This window comes from Planctomonas deserti (assembly GCF_003067705.1).
GTDB classification, from domain to species: domain Bacteria; phylum Actinomycetota; class Actinomycetes; order Actinomycetales; family Microbacteriaceae; genus Planctomonas; species Planctomonas deserti.
On record NZ_QANL01000003.1, the window covers coordinates 318,251 to 343,487 of the forward strand.

The window sequence follows — 25,237 nt, forward strand, 5'->3', positions numbered from 1 at the left end:
TCGCCCGACCTCGATCCGATCGGAACGGGAGCGCTCGAGGTGGACTCCGTCGGAGCCGGTCCGTTCGATCCCGGCCGCCAGGTCGGCTACACCCCGGCCGACGAGGAGCGCTGGCTGCCCGAGCAGCACAGCTCGCGCCGCACCGACTTCGCGCGCGACCGCGGCCGCCTGCTGCACTCCAGCGCGCTGCGGCGGCTGGCGGCGAAGACGCAGGTGCTGAGCCCGACGGCGGGGCTCGACTTCGCCCGGAACCGCCTCACCCACTCGCTCGAGGTCGCGCAGGTGGGTCGCGAGCTCGCGACGAGCCTGCACCTTGCCCCCGACGTCGTGGACACGGCGTGCCTGGCGCACGACCTCGGCCACCCGCCGTTCGGCCACAACGGCGAGCGCGCCCTGAACGAGTGGGCGGCCGACGTGGGCGGCTTCGAGGGCAACGCGCAGACCCTCCGCATCCTCACCCGCCTGGAGCCCAAGGTGTTCGGCCCGGACGGGCGCACCTACGGCCTCAACCTCACCCGCGCCAGCCTCGACGCGAGCTGCAAGTACCCCTGGCCGTCGCAGCAGGCGGTGCCCGACCCGAGCGGCCGGCAGAAGTTCGGCTTCTACGACGACGACCTCGAGGCCTTCGAGTGGATGCGGGCGGGCGCGCCCGACCGCCGCCGCTGCATCGAGGCGCAGGTCATGGACCTCTCCGACGACATCGCCTATTCGGTGCACGACTTCGAGGACGCGATCTTCGGCGGCTACGTCGACGTGCGCGCGCTGACGGCCCGGGTGGATCACGCGTCCCTCGTCGAGTCCATGCACTCGTGGGTCGGCGGCGAGGTCAGCCGCGACGAGCTGCTCGCCGCGTTCGACCGGCTGGAGTCGCTCGAGAACTGGCTGACCGACTGGGACGGCAGCCGCGCCGCGCAGGGCCGGCTGAAGAACCTGACCAGCGAGCTGATCGGCCGGTTCGCCCGGGCCGCGACGGTCGCGACCCGGCGCGCGTACCCGCTGACCAGCATCACCCGGTTCGGCGCGGACGTGGTCGTGCCGCGCGAGGTCCAGGCCGAGATCGCGGTGCTCAAGGGCATCACGGCGGCGTTCGTCATGTCGCGCACCACGCGTCAGCCCATCTACCTGCAGCAGCGCGAGGTCCTCACCGCGCTGGCCGGCATGCTCTTCTACCTGGGCCCGAGCGAGATGGACCCCGGCTTCGCGGCGGACTGGCACATCGCCGAGGACGACACGGCCCGCAAGCGCGTCGTCGTGGACCAGGTGGCGAGCCTCACCGACCAGTCGGCGCTCGCCTGGTACGAGCGCCTGGTGCCCGGCACGCCCCTCTGATCCTGGCCCGCGCACCCCGGCGTCCGCTCGCTCCCATCCCTCCCACCCCTCAGCGCGGTGGCGGCGAGGTGCCGAGGGCGAACACGTCCGGAGCTGTCGCCGGCCGAAACTAGAATCGAGCCATGGCAGGACTCATCCGCAAGAGCGACATCGACGAGGTGCGCTCCCGGGTGAACCTGGCGGACGTCGTGGGGGAGTACGTCACGCTGAAGAGTGCCGGCGTCGGCTCGCTGAAGGGCCTCTGCCCCTTCCACGACGAGCGCAGCCCCAGCTTCCACGTGCGGCCGCAGGTCGGGTTCTACCACTGCTTCGGCTGCGGTGAGGGCGGCGACGTCTACACCTTCCTGCAGAAGATGGACCACGTCACGTTCGCCGAGGCCGTCGAGCGCATGGCCGGCCGCGTCGGCTACCAGCTGCACTACGAGGGCGGCCAGGAGGCCGCGGACCAGGGCAACCGGGTGCGCCTGCTCGGCGCCAATGCCGCCGCCGCGGAGTTCTTCGTCGAGCAGCTCGGCTCGAGCGAGGCCGAGCCCGGCCGCGCGTTCCTGGGCGAGCGCGGCTTCGACCAGGCCGCCGCCGCCCGCTTCGGCGTCGGCTTCGCCCCGAAGAGCTGGGACACGCTCACGAAGCACCTGCGCGCCAAGGGCTTCACCGAGGCGGAGCTCATCGCATCCGGCCTCGTGAGCTCCGGCGACCGCGGCGTCTACGACCGCTTCCGCGGCCGCCTCGTCTGGCCCATCCGCGACCTCACCGGATCGACCGTCGGCTTCGGCGCCCGGCGCCTGCTCGAGGACGACAAGGGCCCGAAGTACCTGAACACCCCCGAGACCGCGATCTACCACAAGTCGCAGGTGCTCTACGGCCTCGACCTCGCCAAGCGCGACGTCAGCCGCAGCCGGCAGGTCGTGGTCGTCGAGGGCTACACCGACGTCATGGCATGCCACCTCGCGGGGGTGACCACCGCGGTCGCGACCTGCGGCACGTCCTTCGGCGTCGACCACATCAAGGTCCTTCGACGCGTGCTCGGCGACGACAGCGGGCTCGGCGAGGTCGTCTTCACGTTCGACCCGGACGCCGCGGGCCAGAAGGCCGCGATGCGCGCCTTCTCGGAGGAGCAGCGGTTCGCCGCTCAGACCTACGTCGCCGTCGCGCCCGAGGGGCTCGATCCCTGCGACCTCCGGCTCAACCGCGGCGACGACGCCGTGCGCCGGCTGCTCACGACGAAGAAGCCCATGTTCGAGTTCGTCCTGCGTCAGATCCTCGCCGCGCACAACCTCGACACGGTCGAGGGCCGGGTCGCGGCGCTGCGGGCCGCGGCTCCCGTCGTGGCAGAGATCCGCGACCCTGCGCTCCGGCCCGGGTACTCCCGCGAGCTCGCCGGCTGGCTGGGCATGGAGCTCTCCGAGGTGGGTCGCGCGGTCGCCGCGGCGGGCCAGCGCACTGCGGGCCGCCACTCGGACTCCCGCTCCGACGGCAGGCGCGCGGACGGCCGCGGCGGAGACAGGACGGAGCACCGGGGCGGCGACTCCCGGGGGGACAGCCGCGGCGGCGGAGACCCCCGGTACGGCGACCACGGGGGCGGCGACGACTCCTTCGACGACGGTCCGCAGCCGGACCGCTCGCTCATGCAGCTGCCGACGGACATCGCCACCCGGCTCGAGCGGGACGCGCTGCAGGCGATGCTGCAGCACCCCGACCTGATCGGCAAGGACCTGCTGGCGCGGGCCGCGCAGGTGCGCTTCTCGAACCCCTCGCTCGCGGTCGTGCGCGACGGCATCGTCGGCAGCATCGACGCGGCCAGCGGGCCGGAGTGGCTGTCCCGCGTGGCCCTCGAGGTGCCCGAGCCCTTCGCCGGGCTCGTGAAGCAGCTCGGCGTCGCACCCATCCCCAACCGGGGCGCCGAGGAGAAGCTCCGCGCCTACGTGCTCGGCATCACGTCCTCCCTCATCGACCGGGACCTGCTCGCCCGCAAGTCCGAGCTGCTCGGGCGGCTCCAGCGCACCGATGCCGCGGCCGAGCCGGAGCGCTACCGGGAGATCCAGCGCGAGCTGCTCGACGTCGAGCGCCAGCGCCGGGAGCTGCGGGCCGAGTAGATCGCTGCTCGACGCAGGTGAGGCCGAGCGCAGTGACGACGCCCGGCCGAGTGTCCCGGGCACCTCATCCCTGCCCCGGCTATGTAACCGGGGGGTTACGGCCGCGCCCGGCGCACCGGCGCCGGGCTGAGCGTGTGTTAGTAATAACCCACAGCAATCCCGCGTGCGTGCGATCGACGCTGCGCACCCCTTTGCCCCCAAGAAATGAGGTAGACGGATGACATCCGCACACTCACGCCGTCGGCGTGTTCTCATGGCCGGAGCCGGCTTCACGGCTTCCGCCCTCGCCCTCGCCGGGTGCTCCGGCGGCGGCGGTGACGGCGATGGTGGAGGCGACCCGCTCGCCGACAACGGCAGCAGCATCATCGTCGGCACCACGGACACGATCACGTCGCTCGACCCGGCCGGTTCGTACGACAACGGCTCCTTCGCCGTGCAGAACCAGGTCTTCCCGTTCCTCTACAACAGCCCCTACGGCTCGCCCGACGTCGAGCCGGACATCGCCGAGTCCGGCGAGTTCACCTCGCCGACCGAGTTCACCGTCACCCTCAAGGAGGGCCTGACCTTCGCGAACGGCAACGAGCTGACCGCGAGCGACGTGAAGTTCACGTTCGACCGCGTGCGCACGATCGCCGAGAACGGCGCGGACCAGGGCAACGGCCCGAGCTCGCTGCTCGCCAACCTCGACACCGTCGAGGCGCCCGACGACACGACCGTCGTCTTCACGCTGAAGACCGAGAACGACCAGACCTTCGAGCAGGTGCTCTCCAGCCCCGCCGGCCCGATCGTCGACGAGGAGGTCTTCCCGGCCGACGCGCTGGCCGACCCCGCCGACATCGTGGAGGGCAAGCCGTTCGCCGGTCAGTACGTCATCACGGACTACACCGCGAACGAGATCATCCGCTACGAGAAGAACCCCGAGTACGCGGGCCTGCTCCCCGAGGCCGAGAACGACGAGGTCACGGCCCAGTACTTCGCCGACGAGACGAGCATGAAGCTCGCCGTGCAGGAGGGCGAAATCGACGTCGCCACCCGCAGCCTCAGCCCGACCGACATCGCCGACCTGAAGCAGGACGACAACGTCGTCGTGCACGACGGGCCCGGCGGCGAGATCCGCTACATCGTGTTCAACTTCAACACGCAGCCGTACGGCGCGACGCAGCCCGACGCCGACCCGGCGAAGGCCCTCGCGGTGCGCCAGGCCGTGGCCGACCTCGTCGACCGCGACGCGCTGTCCGAAGAGGTGTACAACGGCACGTTCACCCCGCTCTACTCCTACGTGCCGGACGGTCTGACGGGCGCGAACACGGCCCTCGAGGGAATCTACGGCGACGGCGACGGCGGCCCGGATGCCGACAAGGCGGCCGAGCGGCTGAGCGCGGCGGGCGTCACGACGCCGGTCACGCTCGACCTGCAGTTCAGCCCGGACCACTACGGCAACTCCTCCGGCGACGAGTACGCGCTGGTCAAGGAGCAGCTGGAGGAGTCCGGCCTGTTCACCGTCAACCTGCAGTCCACGCTGTGGGACGTGTACCGTGCGGAGCGCGTCGACGACGCCTACCCGGCGTACCAGCTCGGCTGGTTCCCGGACTACTCGGACGCGGACAACTACCTGACTCCGTTCTTCCTCGACGGCGGCTTCCTGCTGAACCACTACTCGAACCCCGAGGTCAACGAGCTCATCACGGCTCAGCTGTCCGAGACGGACGAGGATGCGCGCGCGGAGCTGATCGGCGAGATCCAGGACAAGGTGGCCGCCGACCTGTCGACCGTGCCGCTGCTCCAGGGCGCCCAGGTCGCGGTCTCCGGCACGGACGTCGACGGCGTAACGCTCGACGCGTCGTTCAAGTTCCGTTACGCACCGCTCACGAAGTAGCACCGAGGGCCGCCGGTTCGCCGGCGGCCCTCCCCGGTGGGATGCGTCGCTCGCCCGAGCGGCGCATCCCACCCGTTCTGTTCCCCGAAAGGTCTCACCCGACGTGACACTCCTCCCCGCGGCCGAAGCCCCCATCACCCCGCCACCGGCCGGCTCCGCCAAGAAGTCGAAGCAGGGCATCGGCCTCGGCCGGTACATCGCCATCCGCGCGGTCCTGATCCTCCCCACCGTGCTCATCCTGGTCACGCTCGTGTTCTTCCTCATGCGCGTCGTGGGCGATCCCATCTCCGCGTCGGTCGGCGACCGCCTCACGCCGGCCCAGCTCGAGGAGCGGCTCACGGCCGCGGGCTTCAACCGCCCGATCCTCGTGCAGTACTTCGAGTACATCGGCCAGATCTTCACCGGGAACTTCGGCCGCACCCTCACCGACAACCGGCCGATCACCGAGGTGCTGCTGCAGTACGGCAGCGCCACCCTCGAGCTCGTGATCTACGCGCTGATCGTCGCGTTCCTCATCGGCATCCCGCTCGGCCTCGTGGCCGCGTACCGGAAGGACCGCACGCCGGACGCCATCCTGCGCGTGCTCGCGATCCTCGCCTACGCGACGCCCGTCTTCTTCGCCGGCCTGTTGCTCAAGCTCGTCTTCGGCGTCTGGCTCGGCGTGCTTCCCCTGTCCGGCCGCGCGGACACGCGCGTCGCGCTCGCGCTCGGTCGGATGGACGATCCCACCGGCATCTACCTGATCGACGCAATCCGGCTCGGCAGCCCCACCGCGATCGGCGACGTGCTCGCGCACGCCGTGCTGCCCGCGCTCGCCCTCGGCCTGCTCACCGCCGGCGTCTTCCTGCGGCTCGTGCGCACGAACGTCATCAGCACGCTCTCCAACGACTACGTGACCGCGGCCCGCTCCCGCGGCGTGAGCGAGTTCCGGCTCGTCACGAAGCACGCCTACAAGCCCGCGCTGATCCCGATCATCACCGTGATCGGCCTGCAGATCGCGCTCATGCTGGGTGGCGCCGTGCTCACCGAGACCACCTTCGAGTGGCGCGGCCTCGGCTTCCAGTTGACGCAGTACCTGAACGCACGCGACTTCGTGGCCGTGCAGGGCATCGTCGCCCTGCTCGCCGTCATCGTCGCGGTGACGAACTTCGTCGTGGACGTCATAGCCGCGCTCATCGACCCGAGGGTGAGGTACTGATCATGGCCGGAACGGCAACCCCCGTGAGTGCCCGCCCCACCATCAAGCCGACGCTCTGGCAGCGGCTCCCGCTCGTCTCGCACCTGCGGCAGAGCATCGGCCTGCAGCGCGGCATGCTCGTCGTCGGCATGGTCATCACCGCCGTCATCGTGTTCGCCGCGATCCTCGCGCCGGTTATCGCGCCCTACGGCTTCGCGGAGTCGCGCGTCGACGGCGTGCAGTTCGGGCGCCAGCAGCCGCCGTCGGCGGAGCACATCTGGGGCACGACCGTCGGCGGCTACGACGTGTTCTCGCGCGTCATCTGGGGCGCCCAGACGGCGCTCCTCGTCGTGATCATCTCGGTGCTGCTCTCGATCTTCGCCGGCGTCGTGCTCGGGCTCGTGTCCGGCTACCTCGGCGGCTGGCTCGACCGCATCCTCGTCGTCATCGCGGACGCCATCTACCCGTTCCCGACGCTGCTCATCGCCATCGTCGTGTCGATCGTGCTGACCGGCGGCGAGTCCAGCCTCTGGGGCGGCGTGCTCGCGGCGGCGGTCGCGGTCACGGTGGTGTTCATCCCGCAGTACTTCCGGGTGATCCGCTCGGAGGTCGTGCGGCTGAAGGCGGAGGCGTTCGTCGAGTCCGCGCAGGTGATCGGCTCGAGCACGGCGCGCATCATGTTCCTGCACGTTCTGCGCAATTCGACCCGGACCCTGCCGCTCATCGTCACGCTCAACGCGTCGGAGGCCATCCTCACCCTCGCCGGCCTCGGCTTCCTCGGCTTCGGCATCCAGCCCACGGCCGCGGCGGAGTGGGGCTACGACCTGAACCGCGCCCTGTCCGACACGGCGAGCGGCATCTGGTGGACCGGCGTGTTCCCGGGCATCTCCATCGTGCTGCTCGGGCTCGGGCTCACTCTGGTGGGCGAGAGCATCAACGACATCGCCGACCCGCGCCTGCGAACGCGCAAGCGCCCGACGAAGGGAGTGCCCGCGTGAGCACCGTCGTGGACATCCGCAATCTCGACGTGACCTTCGCGACGGACGCGGGCAACGTCACCGCCGTCAACGACGTGAGCCTCACGGTCTCGCCCGGCGAGATCCTCGCCATCGTCGGTGAGAGCGGCTCGGGCAAGTCCGTCACGGCGAAGACCATCCTCGGGCTGCTCCCGGACACGGCGATGACCTCGGGCGCCGTGCTGCTGAGCGACCGCCACGGCGCGGGGGCGCACGACGTCGTGCAGCTCACCGGCGACCGCCTGCGCGAGGTGCGCGGCCGCGACGTCGCGATGGTCTTCCAGGAGCCGTCCACCGCGCTGAACCCCGTGTACACCGTGGGCTGGCAGATCGCGGAGGGCATCCGCGCCCACGAGAAGATCAGCAAGCGGGCGGCGAAGGCCCGGGCGGTCGACATCCTGCGCCGGGTCGGCATCCCTGAGCCGGAGAAGCGCGTCGACTACTACCCGCACCAGTTCTCGGGCGGGCAGAAGCAGCGCGTCGTCATCGCCATGGCACTGGTGCTCGACCCCGGCCTCATCGTGGCCGACGAGCCGACCACGGCCCTCGACGTCACCGTGCAGGCCGAGATCCTCGACCTGTTGCGCCGCTGCCGCGACGAGTTCGGCACCGCGATCGTGCTCATCACCCACAACATGGGCGTCGTCGCCGACCTGGCGGACCGCGTCGCGGTGATGTACCAGAGCAGGCTCGTCGAGCAGGCGGACGTGCGCACCCTCTTCACCGCTCCGCGCGAGGAGTACACCCGCAACCTGCTCGCCTCCGTGCCGAAGCTCGGGGCGGGCAAGGCCGCGGCACCGGTGGTGTCCGACCGGATGCGCGACCGGCAGCCCGACCACGCGGACCCGACCCCGGTGGTCGAGGCGCGCGACCTGCGCATCATCTACCCGGGACGCCTCGGCAGCCCCGCCTTCAACGCCGTTCAGGGCGTGAACCTGCGCATCCACCAGGGCGAGGTGCTCGGCCTCGTGGGCGAGTCCGGGTCGGGAAAGACCACGATCGGCCGCGCCATCGCCGGGCTCACGCCGGTGACCGGCGGATCGCTCACGGTGCTGGGCCGGGAGATGCTCGGCATCCGCCAGCGGGACTTCCGCGGCGCCCGATCCGAGATCGGCTTTGTGTTCCAGGACCCGGCGACGAGCTTCAACCCCCGCATGACCATCGCCGAGTGCGTGGCCGAACCGCTCATCGTGCACGGCCGGGCCCGCGACGCCGCGGCCGCGAAGCCGCGCGTGCACGAGCTGCTCGAGGCGGTGCAGCTGCCGCGCACCTTCGGTGAGCGCTTCCCGCACGAGCTGAGCGGTGGCCAGCGCCAGCGCGCCAGCCTCGCGCGGTCCCTCGCGCTCGAGCCCCGGCTGCTGATCGCCGACGAGCCCACGTCGGCCCTCGACGTCTCGGTGCAGGCCCGCGTGCTCGAGCTCTTCGCGGAGCTGCAGCGCGAGTTCGGCTTCGCTGCCCTGTTCATCAGCCACGACCTGGCCGTCGTCGACCTGCTCGCGGACCGCATCGCGGTGCTGTACCAGGGCAAGCTGGTCGAGGAGGGATCGGGGAGCGCCGTGCTCGGCAGCCCCCAGCATCCCTACACGAAGCGCCTCCTCGCGTCGCTGCCCGTGCCGGACCCTGTCGAGCAGGAGCGCCGCAGGGAAGAGCTGCGGAGCCTGCGCGCCGCCGAGTAGGCGTTCCAGGCCGCCGCGAACAGAGACGGAGAACAGCGTGGTTTCCGCATTTCCCGACCGGGCGAGCGCCGATGCGACGGCGCCCGCGGTGTCGCTCAGCGACATCAGCATCACGTATCCGGGGCGCACGGCGAGAGACACCTTCGCCGCCGTCCGGGGCGTGACCTTCGACGTGGGCCCGGACGAGATCGTCGGGCTGGTGGGGGAGACCGGCTCGGGCAAGTCGGCACTGCTGCGCACCATCGCCGGCTTCGCCGGGGACGGGAGTCCGGGATCGCCGCTCGTCACCGGGGGCGACGCGACGGTGCTCGGGCAGCAGCTGCGGCGCATCAGCCGCAGGCAGCGCACGCGGCTCACCTACTCGATCGGCTACCTGCCGCAGGACGCGGGGCAGACGCTCAACCCGCAGCTGACGGCGGGAGAGAACGTGGCCGAGCCGATCTTCTCCCGTGACCGGCGCTTCGATCAGAACGTCGCGGGCAAGCGGGTGTACACGCTCATCGACGCGGTCGCCCTGCCCACGACGGTGATCGAGAAGTTCCCGCACGAGCTGAGCAGCGGCCAGCGGCAGCGCGTGGCCATCGCACGGGCGCTGGTGCTCGGTCCCCGGCTGCTCGTCGCGGACGAGCCGACGTCCGGCGTCGACGTGTTCGGCCGCGGCGCCATCCTCGACCTGCTCGGCGACCTGCAGCGGCGCGGCGGGTTCGCCGCCCTCATGGTGACGCACGACCTCGCCGTCGCGGCGCGGATCACGCAGCGCATCGCCGTGATGCACCGCGGCATGCTCGTGGGCCTCGGCCCGGTCGAGCAGGTCCTCAGCAATCCGACCCATCCGTTCGTGAGCGGGCTCGCCGCCTCGCGCTTCCTGACGGGCGAGATCGAGACCATCCCGGGCGGGGAGCCTCCTGCCCGGCGGAACGGGCCCGAGGCGCCGCGTGTCGAGTAGCCCGGAGACGGCTGACTTCCTCGAGGACCAGCTGGCCGGGCTCGACGTCCGGACCGGCAAGATGTTCGGCGAGTACGCCGTCTACGTCGACAACAAGGTCGTGGGCCTCATCTGCGACGACGACTTCTACCTCAAGCCCTCGGCAGCCGACCCCGAGCTGTTCCGCGCCACGGAGCTTGCGCCCCCGTATCCTGGCGCCAAGGACTACCACCGCGTGCCCGGAGACCTCCTCGAGGACCGCGAGTGGCTGCACGAGGCCGTGCAGGCGACGGCGGATGCGCTCCCGGTGCCCCCGCCCAAGAAGCCGCGGCCCCCCGCCCCCGACCGACTGCCGCATCCCAGGAGACCCGCCACATGACCGACACACGCCGGCCCGCCACCCGTCAGCATCAGGCGGTGCAGGGCGCGCCCGACCCGGCGCTGCCCGAGGACCGGCGGCCGACGCCCGGACCCATCACGATCCTGCCGGAGCCCCTCGACGAGTTCGTCGACGCGGTGCGGTCGGCCGGGGGCGAGGTGACCGAGCTCGGCGAGGACACGCGTGGCATCATCTGGACCTCCGTCTCGCGAGCGAGGGAGCTCACGGACGCCCTCTCCGCCAACCCGCAGGTGCAGTGGGTGCAGCTGCCCTTCGCCGGCGTCGACGCGTTCTCGGAGTCGCTGCGCGACTACGACCGCGACGACCTGGTCTGGACGAGTGCCAAGGGGGCGTACGCCGAGCCGGTGGCCGAGCATGCGCTCACGCTGGCCCTCGCGGCCCTGCGGATGCTCGTCGTCCGGGCCAGGGCCACGAGCTGGGGGTCGTCGGACGGGCAGTCCCTGTACGGCATGAACGTGGTCGTCGTCGGCGCCGGTGGCATCGCGGTCGAGCTGCTGCGCCTCCTCAAGCCCTTCCGCGTCACGGTGACGGTGGTCCGCAAGAGCCCCGGAGAGCTGCCGGGAGCCGACCGCACGGTCACGTCGGACCGCCTGGACGAGGTACTCCCGGACGCCGACGTCGTCGTGCTCGCCGCCGCGAGCACGGACGGCACCCGACACCTCCTCGGCGCCGAGCGACTCGCGGCGATGAAGCCCTCGTCGGTGATCGTGAACATCGCTCGCGGTCCGCTCATCGACACGGAGGCGCTCGTCGCTGCGCTCTCCGACGGCACGATCGCGGGCGCCGCGCTCGACGTGACGGACCCCGAGCCGCTGCCCGACGGGCATCCGCTCTGGTCGCTGGACAACTGCCTCATCACGCCGCACACCGCGGACACGCCCGAGATGACGACGCCCCTGCTCGCCGAGCGCATCCGGCTCAATGTCGAGGCCTTCCTCGGGACCGGCCGGTTCGTCGGCATCGTCGATCCGTCGGCCGGGTACTAGGGGGAGCGATCGTGACGGACACCCGGGGCGCCGACTTCTGGTGCGGTTCCTATACCGAGGACATGGGCGGCGAGGCCGACGGGATCGGCGCACTGCGCAGGCGTGAGGACGGCACGCTCGAGTACATCGGCGTGGCCGCTCGCACCGACTCGCCCTCCTTCCTGGCCCGTGATCCGAGGGACGAGCGCATCGTCTACGCGGTCGGGGAGGCGAGCGGCCGGCTGGAGGCCTACCTCGCCGGGGGCGGCGGCTCGCTCACGCCGCTCGGCGTGCAGCAGACCTCCGGCGCCGGGCCGTGCCACATCAGCGTGCGGCCGGACGCGTCCGCCGCCATCGTCGCCTGCTATGGCGACGGCTCCGTGCGAGTGCACCCGCTCGACGCGCACGGCGTGCCCCAGCCGCTCGAGCAGGCGCTTCCGGGAGAGGGAAGCGGCCCGCACCCGTCCCAGGACGGTCCGCACGCGCACGCGTCGCTGGTGCTCGACGACGGCATCGTGCTCACGACGGACCTGGGTGCGGACCGCCTGCACGTGCACACCACCGACCCCGGGACCGGGCACCTCAGTCGGGTGAACTCGCTCGCCTTCCCGGGCGGCACCGGCCCGCGTCATCTGCGCCGTCACCCGTCCGGCCTCGTCTACCTCCTCTCGGAGCACAGCCGCGAGGTGTTCGTGATCGAGTCGAGAGGCACCGACGTGCGGGTCCTGTTCTCGACGCCCGTCACCACCGATCCGGTCGACGACGACACGGCGGCGGAGATCACGGTGACCGACGACGGGCGCTTCGTGCACGTCGGGCTGCGGGGCAGCAACCGGCTCAGCACGCTCGCGGTGCTCGGCACCGGGGCGGAGCTCGTGCACGTCGACGACGCGTCCTGCGGCGGCAACTGGCCGCGGCACCACGTGATCGACGGGGAGCTGCTGCACGTTGCCAATCAGCTCTCGAGCACCGTCACGACGTTCCGGCTCGACCCCGCCACGGGCGTGCCGACCCAGCTCGGGCTCGCCGAGCCCGTTCCCTCGCCCACCTACCTGCTGCGGGCCTGACCCGCGGGGATGGTGCCCCGATCGGTGCGTGCTCGGCGCCCGGCCGGTGCCCCGCTCGCTCGCCGGCATCCGCCCCGTCCCTTCCGCGGCGGCACGCCGAGCGGGACCGCCGATTTGGTGAGCGCGGGGAATTGGGTAAACTAGCGAAGCTGTTTCAGCGATCCTCGATAGCTCAATTGGCAGAGCAGCCGGCTGTTAACCGGCAGGTTGTTGGTTCGAGTCCAACTCGGGGAGCGAAGCCCCCAGTCCTCCACGGCTGGGGGCTTTTTGCTGTCCGGACGCCCTCGGTGTTGCCCGGGCTGCACAGTGCGCCGGCCTCTGGTTCAGCGCGGTCCGCGCCCCCGTGGTGCTGTTCAGCTCGCCCCCCGCGCCCCAGTTCTTCGTCGACGCCGCGCGCTGCCGCCGGGCGGCCGAGGTCTGCTCCTTCCGGCCCCTATAGTGCGAGGGGCGCCCCCGCACGTGGGGAAATAGCCACGTAGGCAAGCATCAGAGGGAGTAGCAATGGTCGGCGGGCTCATCTTCGTGATTCTCGCGGTGGTGGCGTTCCTCGTCGCCCGCTTCGGGAAGTTCACCACCACGGCGGGCGGACTGTCCAAGACACCTGAGCCGTCGCGCAAGCCGAACCGCATCGCCGCGTTCACCGGCGCCGCCTTCGCCGTCATCGCGGTCATCTTCCTCGCCGGCTCGTCCCTGTACACGCAGGACGCGGGCGAGGCGAAGGTGCTGAAGGACATCACGGGCAACATCGTGGGACAGAACAACAGCACCGGCCTGCAAACGAAGGCGCCCTGGGTGGAGACGGTCACGTTCAACATTCGCAACCAGCAGGTCGTGTTCGCTGGCAAGAACGGCGAGGGTTCCGACAACTCCGGCGGAGCGACGAACGGCCCGCAGATCACGGTGCAGGACAGGGACGGCGTCTCGAGCAACGTCGACATCGCCCTCCGCTACTCCATCCGCCCCAACGCGGTCACGGACATCTACCGCGAGTTCCTCAACGAGGACAACTTCAAGAAGTCCTTCATCGAGCAGGACGTCCGCTCCGTCGTGCGGCTCGTGCCGAACAGCTTCTCTACCATCGACCTGCTGACCAAGCGCGGCGAGGTCGAGACCGCCGTGCTCGAGGCGCTCGAGGCCCGCTGGGAGGACGACGGCGTCGTGGTCGACAGCATCTCCCTGCAGGAGATCCGCCCGCCGGAGTCCGTCGTGGCCAGCTACGCCGCCGCCCAGGAGGCGCAGATCAACGTCACGAAGGAGCAGGCGAACCTGCAGGCGCAGGAGGTCAAGGCGCAGCAGAAGGTCGTGAACGCCCAGGCGGAGGCAGACGCGAACGCGCTGCTCAACGCGTCCCTCTCGCCGCAGATCCTGCAGCAGCGCTACCTCGACACGCTGAAGGAGCTCGCCGCGGCGGGCAACCTCGTGGTCACGGACGGCTCCAACTCCGGCGTCCTGCTCAACGTCGAGCGGTAGCAGGCGGCTAGGCCATCAGGCGGGGCAGCGGCAGCGCCATCAGATAGCGGGGCAGCGGCAGCGCGATCGGGACGGCGCTTCCGCGGGTGCACCCCTCGTTCTCGCCGGATTCCGACCAGATTCGGACAGCTGCCGGCCGGTGCTCACGGCGTCCGCGCAGGGCAACTAGAGTCGATCGGGTCGCCGTCGGCCAGCGGGCAGCGGGTCTGGCGTTGCGTCTCGGCGTGTCCCGCGGATCACCGAGTGCGTGGTCCGGTGGGCCGCCGACGCGGGCGGCGACGAGGAACTCCGACAGCCGAGGTGGTGTGAGTGGCACGCAGCGAAGCCGAGCGGGCGGCCGTGCGGGCCGGCATCGCCGTCGGCGTGGCGACCGGCGCCTACGGCATCTCGTTCGGCGCGCTCTCTGTCGCCGCCGGGCTCGACTTCTGGCAGACCGTCGTCCTGAGCTCGGTGATGTTCACCGGCGGCTCGCAGTTCGCCCTGGTCGGCGTGCTGGCGTCGGGCGGCCTCGCCGCCGGGCCCGCCGCGATCGCGAGCGCCGTGCTGCTCGGATCCCGGAACGCGCTGTACTCCATCCGCATGTCCCCGATCATCGGCAGCGGGCTGCTGCGCCGGATCGCAGCGGCGTGGATCACGATCGACGAGTCGACAGCCGTGGCGACGGCACAAACGGAGCCGCGGGCGCAGCGGTTGGGCTTCTGGGTCACCGGACTCGCCGTGTTCGTCGGTTGGAACGCGATGACCGCCGTGGGGGCGCTCATCGGCGACCAGCTGGGCGACGTGCGGCAGTACGGCCTCGACGCGGCTGCGGCGGCCGCGTTCCTCGGGCTGCTGTGGCCGCGGCTCCGTGAGGTGCAGCCGATCGCCGTCGCGGTCGGTGCCGCCGTTGTCGCGACCGTTCTCACCCCGGTCGTGCCCTCGGGCCTTCCGGTCCTGGCCGCCGCGCTCGTCGCGGTGCTCGTGGGCGCCTTCAACTGGTTCTCCCGCCCCGCGGAGACCCTGCGTGCTGCCGCCAGCGCTGACGCTCGCGCGGGGAATCGCGACACTGCAGCCGGTACCGCGGCGGAGGCCCCAGACTCGTCGGGCTCCGCCGAGTCCGACACGGACCGATCGATCGCCACAGGCGCCGGCCACGCAGGGGAGGAGGACCGGTGACGGCCTGGCACATCGTCCTGCTGGCCTCGATCGCCTGCGCGGCAATCAAGCTGATCGGCTACGCCGTTCCGCCCGCCGTGCTCGAGAAGCCGGCGCCCGCGCGGATCGCGAACCTGCTCACGGTCGCCCTGCTCTCCGCTCTCATCGCGGTGCAGACGCTCGGGCAGGCCGCGACCATCGTCCTCGATGCGCGGGTCCCCGCACTCCTCGTTGCGGCCCTCCTGTTCGCCCTCCGGGTCCCGTTCATCGTCGTGGTGATCGCGGCCGCCGCGGTGGCGGCAGCCATCCGAGCTTTCGTCTAGCAGGTCTCCTAGGCGCTGGCGCGCTCAGCGCGGGGCGTCGGACACCGCACACGGTCGCTGAGCCTGTCGAAGCGACGCAACGGTACTGACCGATCCGCGTGCGTCCCGTCCCTTCGACGAGCTCAGGGACCGTATGGTGCCGCGCGAAGCAACTGACAACACGGTCACTGAGCCTGTCGAAGCGACGTGACGTCCAGTCATTCACTGAATTCTTTCCGCCCCTTCGACAAGCTCAGGGACCGTATGGTGGCGCGCCGAAGCCCGCCTCACGGTCGCTGAGCTCGTCGAAGCGACTCGACGTTCCCTCCGAGCTGGAGCACGCCGGCGCTAGAACGGCGGGTCGTCCGGAGTGGGCGTCACGGGTCCCTGCACCTGCAGCCGCTTCGCTTTCGACGGCCGGATGTGCACCGCCGGGTGCGTCTCGTACTCGTGTCCGCTCGGCGCCAGCCAGCGCACTCGCCCACCGCCCGCTGAGGTGGAGGACCAACCGGTGTGGTGCTTCACCCGATGGTGTGATCGACACAGGTGCACCAGGTTGCCGTAGTCCGTTCCTCCGCCGTACTGCCAGTCCGTCACATGATCGACGTCCGCCCGGGCGGCGCTGCGGTTGCAGCCGGGAAAGCGGCACGTCTCATCGCGAACGCGCAGCCAGGTGCGCAGGTCCTTCGGCACCGCGTACCGGTCGCGGCCCACTGAGAGAACGGCTCCCGTCTCGGGCTGGGTCAGGATGCGGGTGAAGCTCGGCGCCCTCGCTGCAATCCTGCGGGCGGTGTCCGCGTCGATCGGTCCGTAACCCTCGAGCGTGCCCGGCTCCTCACTCTTCCCGAGGAGCGTGAGCACCGGCACTGTAACGAGCACGCGGGGCCGGATGCCGACGCCGATCGGTGAGTCGATGTGGCGCGACGACTTCTCCTCCACAGGATCACCGCCACCGACAGGCGCTGCGGTGGTGGTGCCGTCGAGAAGCAGGTCGGTGAAGGCGTCGGCCATCAGCTGCGTCCGCGTCCTCTCCTCGCCAGGCTCGCCCTTGAGCTGCTCGGCGATGTCTCGCAGCCGGTTCGCGATGCCCGTGACCTCGGGCGCCGGCAGGTAGGCGTTCAGCCACGCCATGCCGTCCTTCGCAGGACAGGTCTCGACGTGACGATCCGCGACCGACGTGGCGTGCCGCTCCTTGATCGACTCCGGGTGCAACCGCTCCCGCAGCTCCCGTGCGGCCCTGTCGAGCTTGGTGACCGGCAGCATCTCCGCTCTGGGCAGCACCGCCTCCTCGACCACCGCCACCGCGGCCGGCGGAAGGGTGTTCGTGTGGTCGATGAGGACCTGCGCGTGCCGATAGCCGATCCTGCCATCCCGGAGCGCGTCGCAGGTGGCGGGAAGGTCGTGCACCAGCGCCTCGCTCTCCGCAACCAGGTTCTCCGCCGCCCGCTCCGAGATGCGGAGCGCACAGGCGAGCTCGGTCACGAGGACACGCCGGCCTGCGACCTCGGGCGACCAGCGCGGGCCGCCCGTCGCGGGGACGGAGAGGTCGGTGGCCTCGGTCCACTGGCGAGCGCGGTCGATCGCCTCGGCGCGAAGGGCATGGGCGAAACGGGCGAGCCGCTCGGCTGACGTGACGGCGTCGATCAACGCGTGAAAGGTGTCCATCACGGCTGCGCCCGCCGGTGGCGGGGTGTCGGGCGGATTCGGGTTGGGTGGGAACGTCGCTGTTTCCATGCCGACAGTGAACCAGGAACCACCGACATCACTTTTCTGCTCAATGTGGAGGGTGTGGATACCTCCGGAGCCGTGTGCAGCGCGTCCCTTCGACGGGCTCAGGGACGGTGACGGGACGCGATTCTAGGAACACTGCGCGCCCCATCAGCAGCTCAGGACCCGCGACCGGCACATCGTGCAGGCGCACCGCGCGTCCCTTCGACAAGCTCAGGAATCGTGACGGGACCGAATCGTGGGCCCGCACCCCGCCGCACCCGATCCCGCGGACTAGTCCTCCAGGTGGTCGATGCCCGGGGTCCAGCTGACGCCCGGGACACCCCAGCCGCTCCGCCGGGTGATCTTCGCGACGGCCTTCGTGTAGCCGTACTCGAGGCGGTCGGTGTACAGGATGCCGTCGAGGTGGTCGTACTCGTGCTGGAAGATGCGCGCGAACCAGCCCTCGGCCTCGATCTCGAACGGCCGGTTGTCGAGGTCGACTGCCCGCAGCAGCGCACGCTCCGAGCGCCGCAGCGGGAACCGCTCGCCCGGGAAGGAGAGGCAGCCCTCCGACTCGGTATCCTCGTCCGCCTCGCCGACCGGTGGCGGACTGATCCAGAGCTCCGGGTTGATGGCGACGCCGCGCAGAGGCTCGCCCTCGTCGGTCTCGTACGAGTACACGAACAGCCGCAGCGGCACGCCGACCTGCGGCCCGGCGAGTCCGACCCCGGGAGCCAAGTCCATCGTCTCGTACATGTCCTCTACAAGCCTGTGCAGGTCGGCGCCGAAATCGGTGACGGGGGAGGCGGGGGAATGCAGAACGGGGTCTCCGGAAATCCGGATCGGGAGCACGGCCATTCGCCCAGGATATCGGCGGGCCAGCCGGTAAAGTCGTGGCGTGCCGCCCGACCTGAACGACATCACCGATCAGATCTCGCTCACCCCCTTCCAGGCGCTCGGTATCCCGATCGCCCTGGTCGGCGCTGTATTCCTTGCGCTCGGCGCGCAGTTCCAGTCGCGCGGGGTCAGCAAGGTGGAGCAGCGCACCGGGATCGAAGCATCTGGTGGGCTCACGAGCGCCCACCTGCTCGCGCTGCTCTCGCGCCCCTCCTGGGTCGCCGGCACGCTGATGCTCGGCCTCGCCATCGTGCTGCAGTTGATCAGTCTCGGGATCGCGCCGCTCATCGTCGTGCAGCCGCTCGGTGCCGTCGCCCTCGTGATCACCGCCGTCGTGAACGCCCGGATGACGAAGACACCCATCGACCGGCTCAGCATCCGAGCGATCTCGTTGTGCGTCGGCGGGGTCGGCCTGTTCGTGCTCTTCGCCGCGCTGTTCGCGAAAGAGACGCCGATCAGCAACCGGCAACTGGTGATCATCCTCGTGATCTTGGCCGTCGTCCTCCTGCTCTTCGGCGCCGGTTACGCCTACCTGCGGAGGCGCTTCAAGGCGATCGCCTACATCCTCGGCGCCGGCGTGCTCTACGGGTTCGTGGCCACGCTCGCCAAGGTCGTGATCGTGCGGATCCGGACCGGCGACTTCGAACTGCTCACCCTGGTGTGCGTTCTGGCGCTGCTCGCCGCAGCGGCCCTCGGCGCCTACTTCGTGCAGAACGCCTACGCATCCGGCCCGCCGGACCTCGTGATCGCGGGACTCACCGTCGTTGATCCGCTCGTCGCCGTGGGCATCGGGGTCATCGTTCTCGGCGAGGCGTCCGAGGCGCCCCTCTACGCGGTCATCGCGTTCGTCGTCTCCGCGGCTGTCGCCATCTTCGGCGTCTTCCAGCTCGCCAAGTTCCACCCGCAGATCAAGTAGGCGACCGGTCTCCTCACCGCGCACGCCGACGGCCCCGTTCCGGCCGCGTCTGCCCCCGAATGACGCCCTGCGGAGAGTCACCGAGGCTCCGCGAGGGGGTGCGCTACCGTGGAGAGCAAGGCGATCGAACCCCTTCCGGGTTAGATCGGCGTAACCGTCCCCCGTAGCTAGGAAGCATCAGTGCCTGACCTCCGCGACTCGACTGCCACCGATGCGGCGGCCTCGAAGCCGCTCCGCATCCTGATCGGTGCCGACACCTTCCCACCGGACGTGAACGGCGCCGCCAAGTTCGCCGAGCGTCTGGCGGCCGGCATGGTGGAGCGTGGGCACGAGGTGCACATCATGGCGCCCGCGCCGTCCCGCAAGCACGGGACGTGGACCGAGGTGCACGAGGGCCAGGAGATGACCGCGCACCGGCTGCGGAGCTGGCGCTGGTACCCCCACGACTGGCTGCGATTCGCGCTGCCGTGGCGCATCAACCAGAACAGCGCGCGCATCCTGGATGCGGTGCAGCCGGACGTCGTGCACTTCCAGTCCCACATCATCACGGGCCGCGGACTCAGCATCGAGGCGCAGAAGCGCGGCATCCGCATCATCGGCACGAATCACTTCATGCCCGAGAACATGCTCGACCACACGCTGCTGCCGAAGGGCATGCAGCAGAAGGCCATCCAGATGGCCTGGCGAGCCGCACGACGCACCTTCGGCCGCGCCGAGGCCGTGACCACGCCGACCCGCAAGGCCGCGCAGTTCCTCGAGCAGTACACCGGCCTGTCCGGCGTGCACGCCATCTCCTGCGGCATCGAGGCGCACAACTACACGCCCGACTTCAGCCCGCGCACCGAGAACCGCATCACCTTCGTCGGGCGGGTCACGGGGGAGAAGCAGATCGACGTGCTGCTCAAGGCCGTCAAACTGCTCCCGGCCGAGCTAGACGTCAAGCTCGACATCGTGGGCGGCGGCGACCAGAAGCGCAACCTGGAGCAGCTCGCGATAGACCTCGGCATCGCCGACAACGTGACCTTCACGGGCTACGTGTCGGAGGAGGAGCTGCGCCGCGCCTACACGCGGTCCACGCTCTTCGCCATGCCGAGCATCGCGGAGTTGCAGAGCATCGCGACCATGGAGGCGATGGCCTCGGGGCTCCCCGTCGTGGCCGCCAACGCGATGGCGCTCCCGCACCTGGTGCACGACGGCGAGAACGGTTTCCTCTTCCGTCCGGGCGACGAACAGGATCTGGCGGACAAGCTGCGCCGGGTGCTCGAGATGCCCCACGACGAGCTGCTGAGGTTCAAGCGCGAGTCGTTGAACGTCGTCGCGGCGCACGACATCCAGCGCACTCTCCGCACGTTCGAGAGCCTGTATCGTGGTGAGCCGGTGACGGATCCGGTCACCGATGCCTCCTCCGCCCGGGCGAAGGAGTAGCGGCGGCCGCGCCTCTCGCGGGCGCTCGGGGCGGTAGCTCAGCTGGTTAGAGCAGCGGACTCATAATCCGTCGGTCACGGGTTCAAGTCCCGTCCGCCCTACTGGAGGATCACGTCGAGCAGGTTTACTTGTCTAATCGAAAGGACAAGGACTTCAGCGCCTTTACCATTCCGCACCGACGTCAGCAGCCGACCTGATCTCGAATTTCTTTGAGGGGCTGCTGAGCGATGCTGCGCGACTTCAGCTGCGCTCCCGAACCTTCCGAACAGGCGTGTGACGTCCACCCGACGCACGATTGCCTACAGCGCCGAGCGCCGAGCGCCGACCCGTCCTGGTCCTTGTGCTTCGACCCAGGAGAGCCGGTGCTTTCAATGTGCCGAGGAAGTTAGCGACCCGGAACACGAGCAGCGAAAGCTTGACGCCGTTGGTCGTGAACCCCGCCACTGCTTCCAGGAAGGGCGTAGGTGGGTGGTCAAAATGCTCCGGCCGCCGAACAGGCGGATGACACCGATCTCCCCAAAGCCGGACCCGGCAGGCGAAGGTAGCGGCGCGCCCGTACGCCACCCGGCAGGGTGCTGGCGCCAGCGACGGAAGGGTGTCCGCATGTGCCTTCACTGCGTGCCCCGCCATGGTGGTCGAGGCGAGCAACACGCCGCGCCAGGCGATGATCAGCCCGACGTTTCGCTAACGTTGCCGGCCGCGCAATCGCCTGACCGACTGGCGAAAGGACTCTATCAGAGGACGGTGAATCCACCGTCCACTACCATAGCTTGGCCCGTGGTGAAGCCGGCGCCAGCCGAGCACAGCCATAGGACCGCGGACGCAATCTCTTCGGGTCGTCCTGCGCGCTTCATGGGGATGCTGTCGATGATGCGAGCCATGTGCTCAGGTACCTCCTCGATCGCCTTGGTAACCATTGGAGTCTCGATGACTCCGGGGCAGACCGCATTCACTCGGATTCCCTGACCGGCGTACTCGAGAGACGCGCTGCGGGTGAGACCTATGACGCCATGCTTGGACGCGTTGTAAGCGCCGAGCCCGGCTGTCCCGACGACGCCGCCCGTTGAGGAGCAATTCACGATTACTCCCGTCCCCTGCTCGCGCATCTGCCGCAACTCGTACTTCATGCTGTTCCACACGCCGCGAAGGTTTACTGCGATGACGCGGTCGAACTCGTCGCTATCGGCGTCGGCGGTTTCGCTGACGGGAGCCTGCACGCCCGCGTTGTTGTACGCGACATCGAGTCTTCCGAAGACCTCGACTGTGCGGGCCACTGCTGCGGCGACGCTTGCCTCGTCGGCGACGTCGCAGCGGATAGCGATCGCCTGCTGCCCGGATGCGGTCAGTTCTGCGGCTGCCGCCTCGACGGAGTGAGCGTCGAAATCCGCGAGGGCGACTGCGGCGCCGGCCTCCGCGAAGGCTCGCGCCGTGGCGAGCCCAAGCCCCGACGCAGCTCCGGTGACGAATGCGACCTGATTCTCGAACGATGTATTCATCGGTGACTCTTTCTAACTTGTAGGGGATGGCGCGTGAACGGATAGGCAGCCAGCGGGCCGGAGTGAACCCAGCCGAGGACAAAAGAACGACGGGTGCGAATTGCACATCTCCTTCGCCAGTCGTGGTGCACCAGCTGGCTCCGCCCGTCGGTAGCCCAGCTGGCAATACCCAGCACACCGTGATTTCTCGGACCGGAACAGACCCTGACGAGAGGGTGTACTGGGAGTACCCCTCTACCGGCGTCGTCAGTGGTGCTGATCGCAAGCCTCGCTCGCAGCATGCACGGGACCGGAATCGACAGTTTGGTTGTGCTATCGCCGCGCTCGCCCACGGAACGATCAAGCTCTGCCTGCCGAATAGGCCGGCTGCAGAGGTTCACGGCACGATTAGCCGAGCGCCGAGACTGCGTGTCAGGTTTGGTCAGCGAGCCGGGTGTGGCGGAATGAGATCCACACGATCAGCGCGAACAGGATGACACCGACACCGGTGACCGTTACGCCGGGCCACCCTGCTGCGGCCCAGATCGCGCCGGCGGCGGCGGAACCAACCGCCCCGCCGATGAAATTCGCTACCACTACTGCCGTGTTCAGCCGGCTCGAGGCCGATCCGGGCAAAGCAAGCAGGCGCATCTGACTGAGAACCAGATTGGCTTGGGCGGCGAAGTCGAGCACGACGATCACCACGATCAGCCCGATGACCGAGCGCTGGAACAGTAGTGCCGCTATCAGGGAAACGGCGATGAGTACCAACACAACACCGGTCGAATGCACTGACCATCCGCGGTCGTGGGCCGCGCCGACACGTCGTGCCCCGAGCGCTCCGGCGAGGCCAGCGAGACCAGTCAGCCCGACCTGCGCAACCGAGAAGGAGAATGGAGGGGCCGTCAGCAGAAAGGTCAGCGAGGTCCAGAACAACGAGAAAACCGCAAATCCCGCGGCGCTGATCACGATCGTCGGCGTCGCAGCAGGATGGCGTCGAACCTCGACGAAAACGCTGCACAGTAGCCGCCCATACGGGACTGGATGTCGAGGGGGCAGGTCCGGAATGAGGCGATGCAAGACGATGGCGAGGACGACGACTGCGACGGCCGCGAACAGGTAGATGGCACGCCAGCCGAAAGCCTCGGCGACTGCGCCACTGATCGTTCGACCAAGCAGCACCCCGAGCAGGCCACCGGAGGCCACGGAGCCGACCACGCGCCCGCGTCGTCCCGGAGCGGCTAACTCGCTCGCCAGGGGCGCGAGCAACGGGCCAGACACAGTGGTGAGCCCAAGTCCGCCGAGCGCGGCTAGGAGCACGGAGAAGTCAGGCGCGGCAGCTGCTCCGAGGAGCGCCACCACGGACAGTGCCAACATCGTAGGAATCAGTCGACGGCGATTCAGCACGTCGCCGAGCGGAGCGACCAGGAAGATCCCGATCGCGTATCCGATCTGCGTCACGGTGACGAGCATGGAAGCGCTGGATGGCGACACCTCGAGTGACGCAGCGATCTGTGCAATCAACGGCTGCGCCCAGTACAGGTTCCCCACGGCCAGCCCTGTGCCAACCGCGAACAGCAGGGTTCGCCCGGGCGTCATCGTGGCCGAATGTCGAGTTGTCAAAAGCGCTCCGATCGATTGTTCCGAGGGACGACCACGCACTGCCGTCGGTCGTTTCCCCTCGACCAGTTTCAGAACACCCCGCGTCGTATATCCAGGCACTGAGAGTGACGGGCTTCGACTGATGCGCCTGACGACAAAATGGGTTGAGCCGGGACTTCCACTCCACAGTGCTGACACGCAAGTCCCTTCCCCACGGCACAGCACGGGGTAAGAGGGTCACTCACAGGCCCTGGATCCGCTTCAGTTGCCCTTCTAGTCTCGGAATCATGGCCACCGAGAGCGACACACGAACTCTGATCCGGGACTTCCTAGTCACGCGACGCGAGCACATCGCGCCGGGGGACGTGGGCATTCCAGTCTTCAATGGTCGCCGCCGAGTCAGAGGGCTCCGACGGGAGGAAGCCGCCCTTCTCGCGGGCATCAGTGTCGAGTACTACACGCGCCTGGAACGCGGCGACGCAACAGGCGCGTCCCCCTCCGTCATCAATGCGGTTGCTCGAGTGCTCCGCCTGAACGACATCGAACGAGAGCACCTCCACCGGCTGTTCCTCGCCAGCACCGACACCAACGTCAGTCCGGTCCGTGCTGTGACCGTCGTACGCCCTGAGCTACAGCGACTCCTAGACGCGCTCTCTGATGTGCCGGCGTTCGTCGTCAATCGCCGCCTCGACATCGTCGCCTCGAACGAGTTGGGCCGCGCACTCTACTCACCCATGTACGAACTCGAATGGGAGCTCGTGAATACCGCACGGTTCCAGTTCTTGGAAGAAGCGGCGTCACGGAACTTCTGGATCGACTGGGACGAGGTCGCCGACAGCGGCGTCGCCATCCTGCGGGCACAGCTCGGAGTCGACCCGAATGACGCCGAAAACGCTCGACTCATCGCAGACCTCCGGACCAGCGCCGAGTTCGATCGTCGGTGGAACCGGCACGACGTTCACCGGCACTCCACGGGAGCGAAGCGGATAAGGCACCCCCTGGTTGGCGACCTCGTGCTCCCGTACGAGCACATGCGCGTGGACGCCGACCCTGGGCTGTCATTCATGGTGTACAACCCGGCTCCGTCCACACCGGCGTATGACGCTGTCCGTGTGCTGCAGATAACCGTGCGCGAAGAGTCCACGCGATTCTGGTCTTAACACCCTGCGGTGTCTTTACAGCCATTCGCCGCTGCTGTCCAGCGACTCATGAAACGCCGGCGTCGTTGGGAAGCTGCAGCACAACCCGAACACCACCTTGGCCGCCCCACCCATCCCTTGCAGACGACTTGCGGCGGCGCGAATCAACCTGTGTAGGGCTGGCGGCGGGAACGGACACGCCATCGGCGACTGGGGGAGCGCGCTATCGAGCGTCGATCAGACTCGCTCCGGCGACCCGGGACGCAACAGGGCCGTTCTCACCGCCCACAGCGCATGTTCACTCGAGAAGTGTGACCGTGCCCTCATCCGTCACGTGCAGTCCCGAGGCGGTGTTAGCGACTGCGGCTGGTGCTTTCACAGCGGCGGGACGCCGGCAAGGACCTTGGTGACCGGCGCCAGGTCTTCACCGACTGTCAGGTCACGAACGCGGCGCGGCTGATTGATGCCGGCGAGCGAGCCCAGGTCGCTCGCGACCTGGACATGTCGAGAGCGAGCTTGTGCCGGCGACTCGAAACCATCCAGCGAGCGGAATCGGCAGCAGCGACCACAAGCTGATCGGGCTGAGGGATGTCTTGATCAGCCCTCCTTCGCCGGACTCGTTGCCGGACGGGTCTGTTGGGAT

The 25,237-nt window shown here is 69.4% G+C and carries 20 protein-coding genes and 2 tRNA genes; 18 read left to right on the top strand and 4 right to left on the bottom strand.

Features of this window, described 5'->3' with window-relative positions; genetic code table 11:
• The first annotated feature begins 39 nt into the window (after window positions 1-39).
• The 14 genes from DAI20_RS12280 (at window position 40) to DAI20_RS12345 (ending at window position 15,451) form a co-directional block, all read left to right on the top strand.
• On the top strand, window positions 40-1,329 hold the full coding sequence (locus tag DAI20_RS12280; RefSeq protein ID WP_205781451.1) for a deoxyguanosinetriphosphate triphosphohydrolase: 1,290 nt from the start codon (window positions 40-42) through the stop codon (window positions 1,327-1,329).
• Window positions 1,330-1,451: 122 nt separating this feature from the next.
• Window positions 1,452-3,422, top strand: a complete 1,971-nt coding sequence (gene dnaG, locus DAI20_RS12285; RefSeq protein ID WP_108251207.1) for a DNA primase — start codon at window positions 1,452-1,454, stop codon at window positions 3,420-3,422.
• A gap of 217 nt (window positions 3,423-3,639) precedes the next feature.
• Entirely contained in the window at window positions 3,640-5,298 is a 1,659-nt protein-coding gene (locus DAI20_RS12290) for an ABC transporter substrate-binding protein (protein WP_108251209.1), read from the top strand.
• 103 nt (window positions 5,299-5,401) lie between these two features.
• A complete protein-coding gene (locus tag DAI20_RS12295; RefSeq protein ID WP_205781433.1) occupies window positions 5,402-6,496 on the top strand; it encodes an ABC transporter permease in 1,095 nt (364 codons plus the stop codon).
• A gap of 2 nt (window positions 6,497-6,498) precedes the next feature.
• Window positions 6,499-7,473, top strand: coding sequence for an ABC transporter permease (locus DAI20_RS12300; RefSeq protein WP_108251211.1), 975 nt, complete (start codon window positions 6,499-6,501; stop codon window positions 7,471-7,473).
• Window positions 7,470-9,167, top strand: a complete 1,698-nt coding sequence (locus tag DAI20_RS12305; RefSeq protein ID WP_108251213.1) for a dipeptide ABC transporter ATP-binding protein — start codon at window positions 7,470-7,472, stop codon at window positions 9,165-9,167. Before DAI20_RS12300 ends, DAI20_RS12305 begins: the two co-directional genes overlap by 4 nt.
• Before the next feature lie 37 nt (window positions 9,168-9,204).
• Window positions 9,205-10,113 carry an ABC transporter ATP-binding protein gene (locus tag DAI20_RS12310; RefSeq protein WP_108251215.1) on the top strand — a complete coding sequence of 303 codons (909 nt, stop codon included), beginning with the start codon at window positions 9,205-9,207 and terminating at the stop codon, window positions 10,111-10,113.
• A complete protein-coding gene (locus DAI20_RS12315; RefSeq protein ID WP_108251217.1) occupies window positions 10,103-10,471 on the top strand; it encodes a TfoX/Sxy family protein in 369 nt (122 codons plus the stop codon). Before DAI20_RS12310 ends, DAI20_RS12315 begins: the two co-directional genes overlap by 11 nt.
• Window positions 10,468-11,478: a D-isomer specific 2-hydroxyacid dehydrogenase family protein gene (locus DAI20_RS12320; RefSeq protein ID WP_108251219.1), complete on the top strand. Its 1,011-nt coding sequence runs from the start codon at window positions 10,468-10,470 to the stop codon at window positions 11,476-11,478. The genes DAI20_RS12315 and DAI20_RS12320 overlap by 4 nt, the downstream gene beginning before the upstream one ends.
• An 11-nt stretch (window positions 11,479-11,489) precedes the next feature.
• Window positions 11,490-12,524, top strand: coding sequence for a lactonase family protein (locus tag DAI20_RS12325; RefSeq protein ID WP_159085025.1), 1,035 nt, complete (start codon window positions 11,490-11,492; stop codon window positions 12,522-12,524).
• Window positions 12,525-12,685: 161 nt separating this feature from the next.
• A tRNA-Asn gene (locus tag DAI20_RS12330) sits at window positions 12,686-12,758 on the top strand.
• 267 nt (window positions 12,759-13,025) lie between these two features.
• On the top strand, window positions 13,026-13,994 hold the full coding sequence (locus DAI20_RS12335) for a prohibitin family protein (protein WP_108251223.1): 969 nt from the start codon (window positions 13,026-13,028) through the stop codon (window positions 13,992-13,994).
• Between the two features lie 309 nt (window positions 13,995-14,303).
• Window positions 14,304-15,149: an AzlC family ABC transporter permease gene (locus tag DAI20_RS12340; RefSeq protein ID WP_108251225.1), complete on the top strand. Its 846-nt coding sequence runs from the start codon at window positions 14,304-14,306 to the stop codon at window positions 15,147-15,149.
• Window positions 15,146-15,451: a branched-chain amino acid transporter AzlD gene (locus DAI20_RS12345; RefSeq protein ID WP_108251227.1), complete on the top strand. Its 306-nt coding sequence runs from the start codon at window positions 15,146-15,148 to the stop codon at window positions 15,449-15,451. The genes DAI20_RS12340 and DAI20_RS12345 overlap by 4 nt, the downstream gene beginning before the upstream one ends.
• Window positions 15,452-15,778: 327 nt before the next feature.
• Here the strand turns inward: DAI20_RS12345 and DAI20_RS12350 are convergent, their stop codons facing one another.
• A complete protein-coding gene (locus tag DAI20_RS12350) occupies window positions 15,779-17,164 on the bottom strand; it encodes an HNH endonuclease signature motif containing protein (RefSeq protein WP_108251230.1) in 1,386 nt (461 codons plus the stop codon).
• A gap of 267 nt (window positions 17,165-17,431) precedes the next feature.
• The gene (def, locus tag DAI20_RS12355) at window positions 17,432-17,998 is read right to left on the bottom strand and encodes a peptide deformylase (protein WP_108251232.1); all 567 of its coding nucleotides are present in this window, start codon (window positions 17,996-17,998) and stop codon (window positions 17,432-17,434) included.
• A 40-nt stretch (window positions 17,999-18,038) separates the two neighbouring features.
• Here def and DAI20_RS12360 point away from each other — a divergent pair, with 40 nt between their 5' ends.
• From DAI20_RS12360 to DAI20_RS12370, 3 genes are all read left to right on the top strand, one after another.
• Window positions 18,039-18,953 carry a DMT family transporter gene (locus DAI20_RS12360; protein WP_108251234.1) on the top strand — a complete coding sequence of 305 codons (915 nt, stop codon included), beginning with the start codon at window positions 18,039-18,041 and terminating at the stop codon, window positions 18,951-18,953.
• 180 nt (window positions 18,954-19,133) lie between these two features.
• Complete coding sequence (locus DAI20_RS12365; RefSeq protein WP_240606058.1) at window positions 19,134-20,378, top strand: glycosyltransferase; 1,245 nt, start codon at window positions 19,134-19,136, stop codon at window positions 20,376-20,378.
• A 27-nt stretch (window positions 20,379-20,405) separates the two neighbouring features.
• A tRNA-Ile gene (locus DAI20_RS12370) sits at window positions 20,406-20,479 on the top strand.
• Between the two features lie 633 nt (window positions 20,480-21,112).
• Here DAI20_RS12370 and DAI20_RS12375 read toward each other — a convergent pair.
• Together DAI20_RS12375 and DAI20_RS12380 are read right to left on the bottom strand one after the other, a co-directional pair.
• Window positions 21,113-21,874: a glucose 1-dehydrogenase gene (locus DAI20_RS12375; protein WP_108251236.1), complete on the bottom strand. Its 762-nt coding sequence runs from the start codon at window positions 21,872-21,874 to the stop codon at window positions 21,113-21,115.
• Window positions 21,875-22,285: 411 nt separating this feature from the next.
• A complete protein-coding gene (locus DAI20_RS12380; RefSeq protein WP_108251238.1) occupies window positions 22,286-23,452 on the bottom strand; it encodes an MFS transporter in 1,167 nt (388 codons plus the stop codon).
• Window positions 23,453-23,742: 290 nt separating this feature from the next.
• Here DAI20_RS12380 and DAI20_RS12385 point away from each other — a divergent pair, with 290 nt between their 5' ends.
• The gene (locus DAI20_RS12385; RefSeq protein ID WP_108251240.1) at window positions 23,743-24,615 is read left to right on the top strand and encodes a helix-turn-helix transcriptional regulator; all 873 of its coding nucleotides are present in this window, start codon (window positions 23,743-23,745) and stop codon (window positions 24,613-24,615) included.
• Window positions 24,616-25,237 lie beyond the last annotated feature (622 nt).

Excerpts from the sequence above, each read along its gene's own strand:
- DAI20_RS12385 (WP_108251240.1), top strand. The coding sequence starts at position 23,743 with ATGGCCACCGAGAGCGACACACGAACTCTGATCCGGGACTTCCTAGTC.
- DAI20_RS12380 (WP_108251238.1), bottom strand. The coding sequence starts at position 23,452 with ATGACGCCCGGGCGAACCCTGCTGTTCGCGGTTGGCACAGGGCTGGCC.
- DAI20_RS12300 (WP_108251211.1), top strand. The coding sequence starts at position 6,499 with ATGGCCGGAACGGCAACCCCCGTGAGTGCCCGCCCCACCATCAAGCCG.
- DAI20_RS12320 (WP_108251219.1), top strand. The coding sequence starts at position 10,468 with ATGACCGACACACGCCGGCCCGCCACCCGTCAGCATCAGGCGGTGCAG.
- def (WP_108251232.1), bottom strand. The coding sequence starts at position 17,998 with ATGGCCGTGCTCCCGATCCGGATTTCCGGAGACCCCGTTCTGCATTCC.
- DAI20_RS12350 (WP_108251230.1), bottom strand. The coding sequence starts at position 17,164 with ATGGAAACAGCGACGTTCCCACCCAACCCGAATCCGCCCGACACCCCG.
- DAI20_RS12375 (WP_108251236.1), bottom strand. The coding sequence starts at position 21,874 with ATGAATACATCGTTCGAGAATCAGGTCGCATTCGTCACCGGAGCTGCG.
- dnaG (WP_108251207.1), top strand. The coding sequence starts at position 1,452 with ATGGCAGGACTCATCCGCAAGAGCGACATCGACGAGGTGCGCTCCCGG.
- DAI20_RS12290 (WP_108251209.1), top strand. The coding sequence starts at position 3,640 with ATGACATCCGCACACTCACGCCGTCGGCGTGTTCTCATGGCCGGAGCC.
- DAI20_RS12335 (WP_108251223.1), top strand. The coding sequence starts at position 13,026 with ATGGTCGGCGGGCTCATCTTCGTGATTCTCGCGGTGGTGGCGTTCCTC.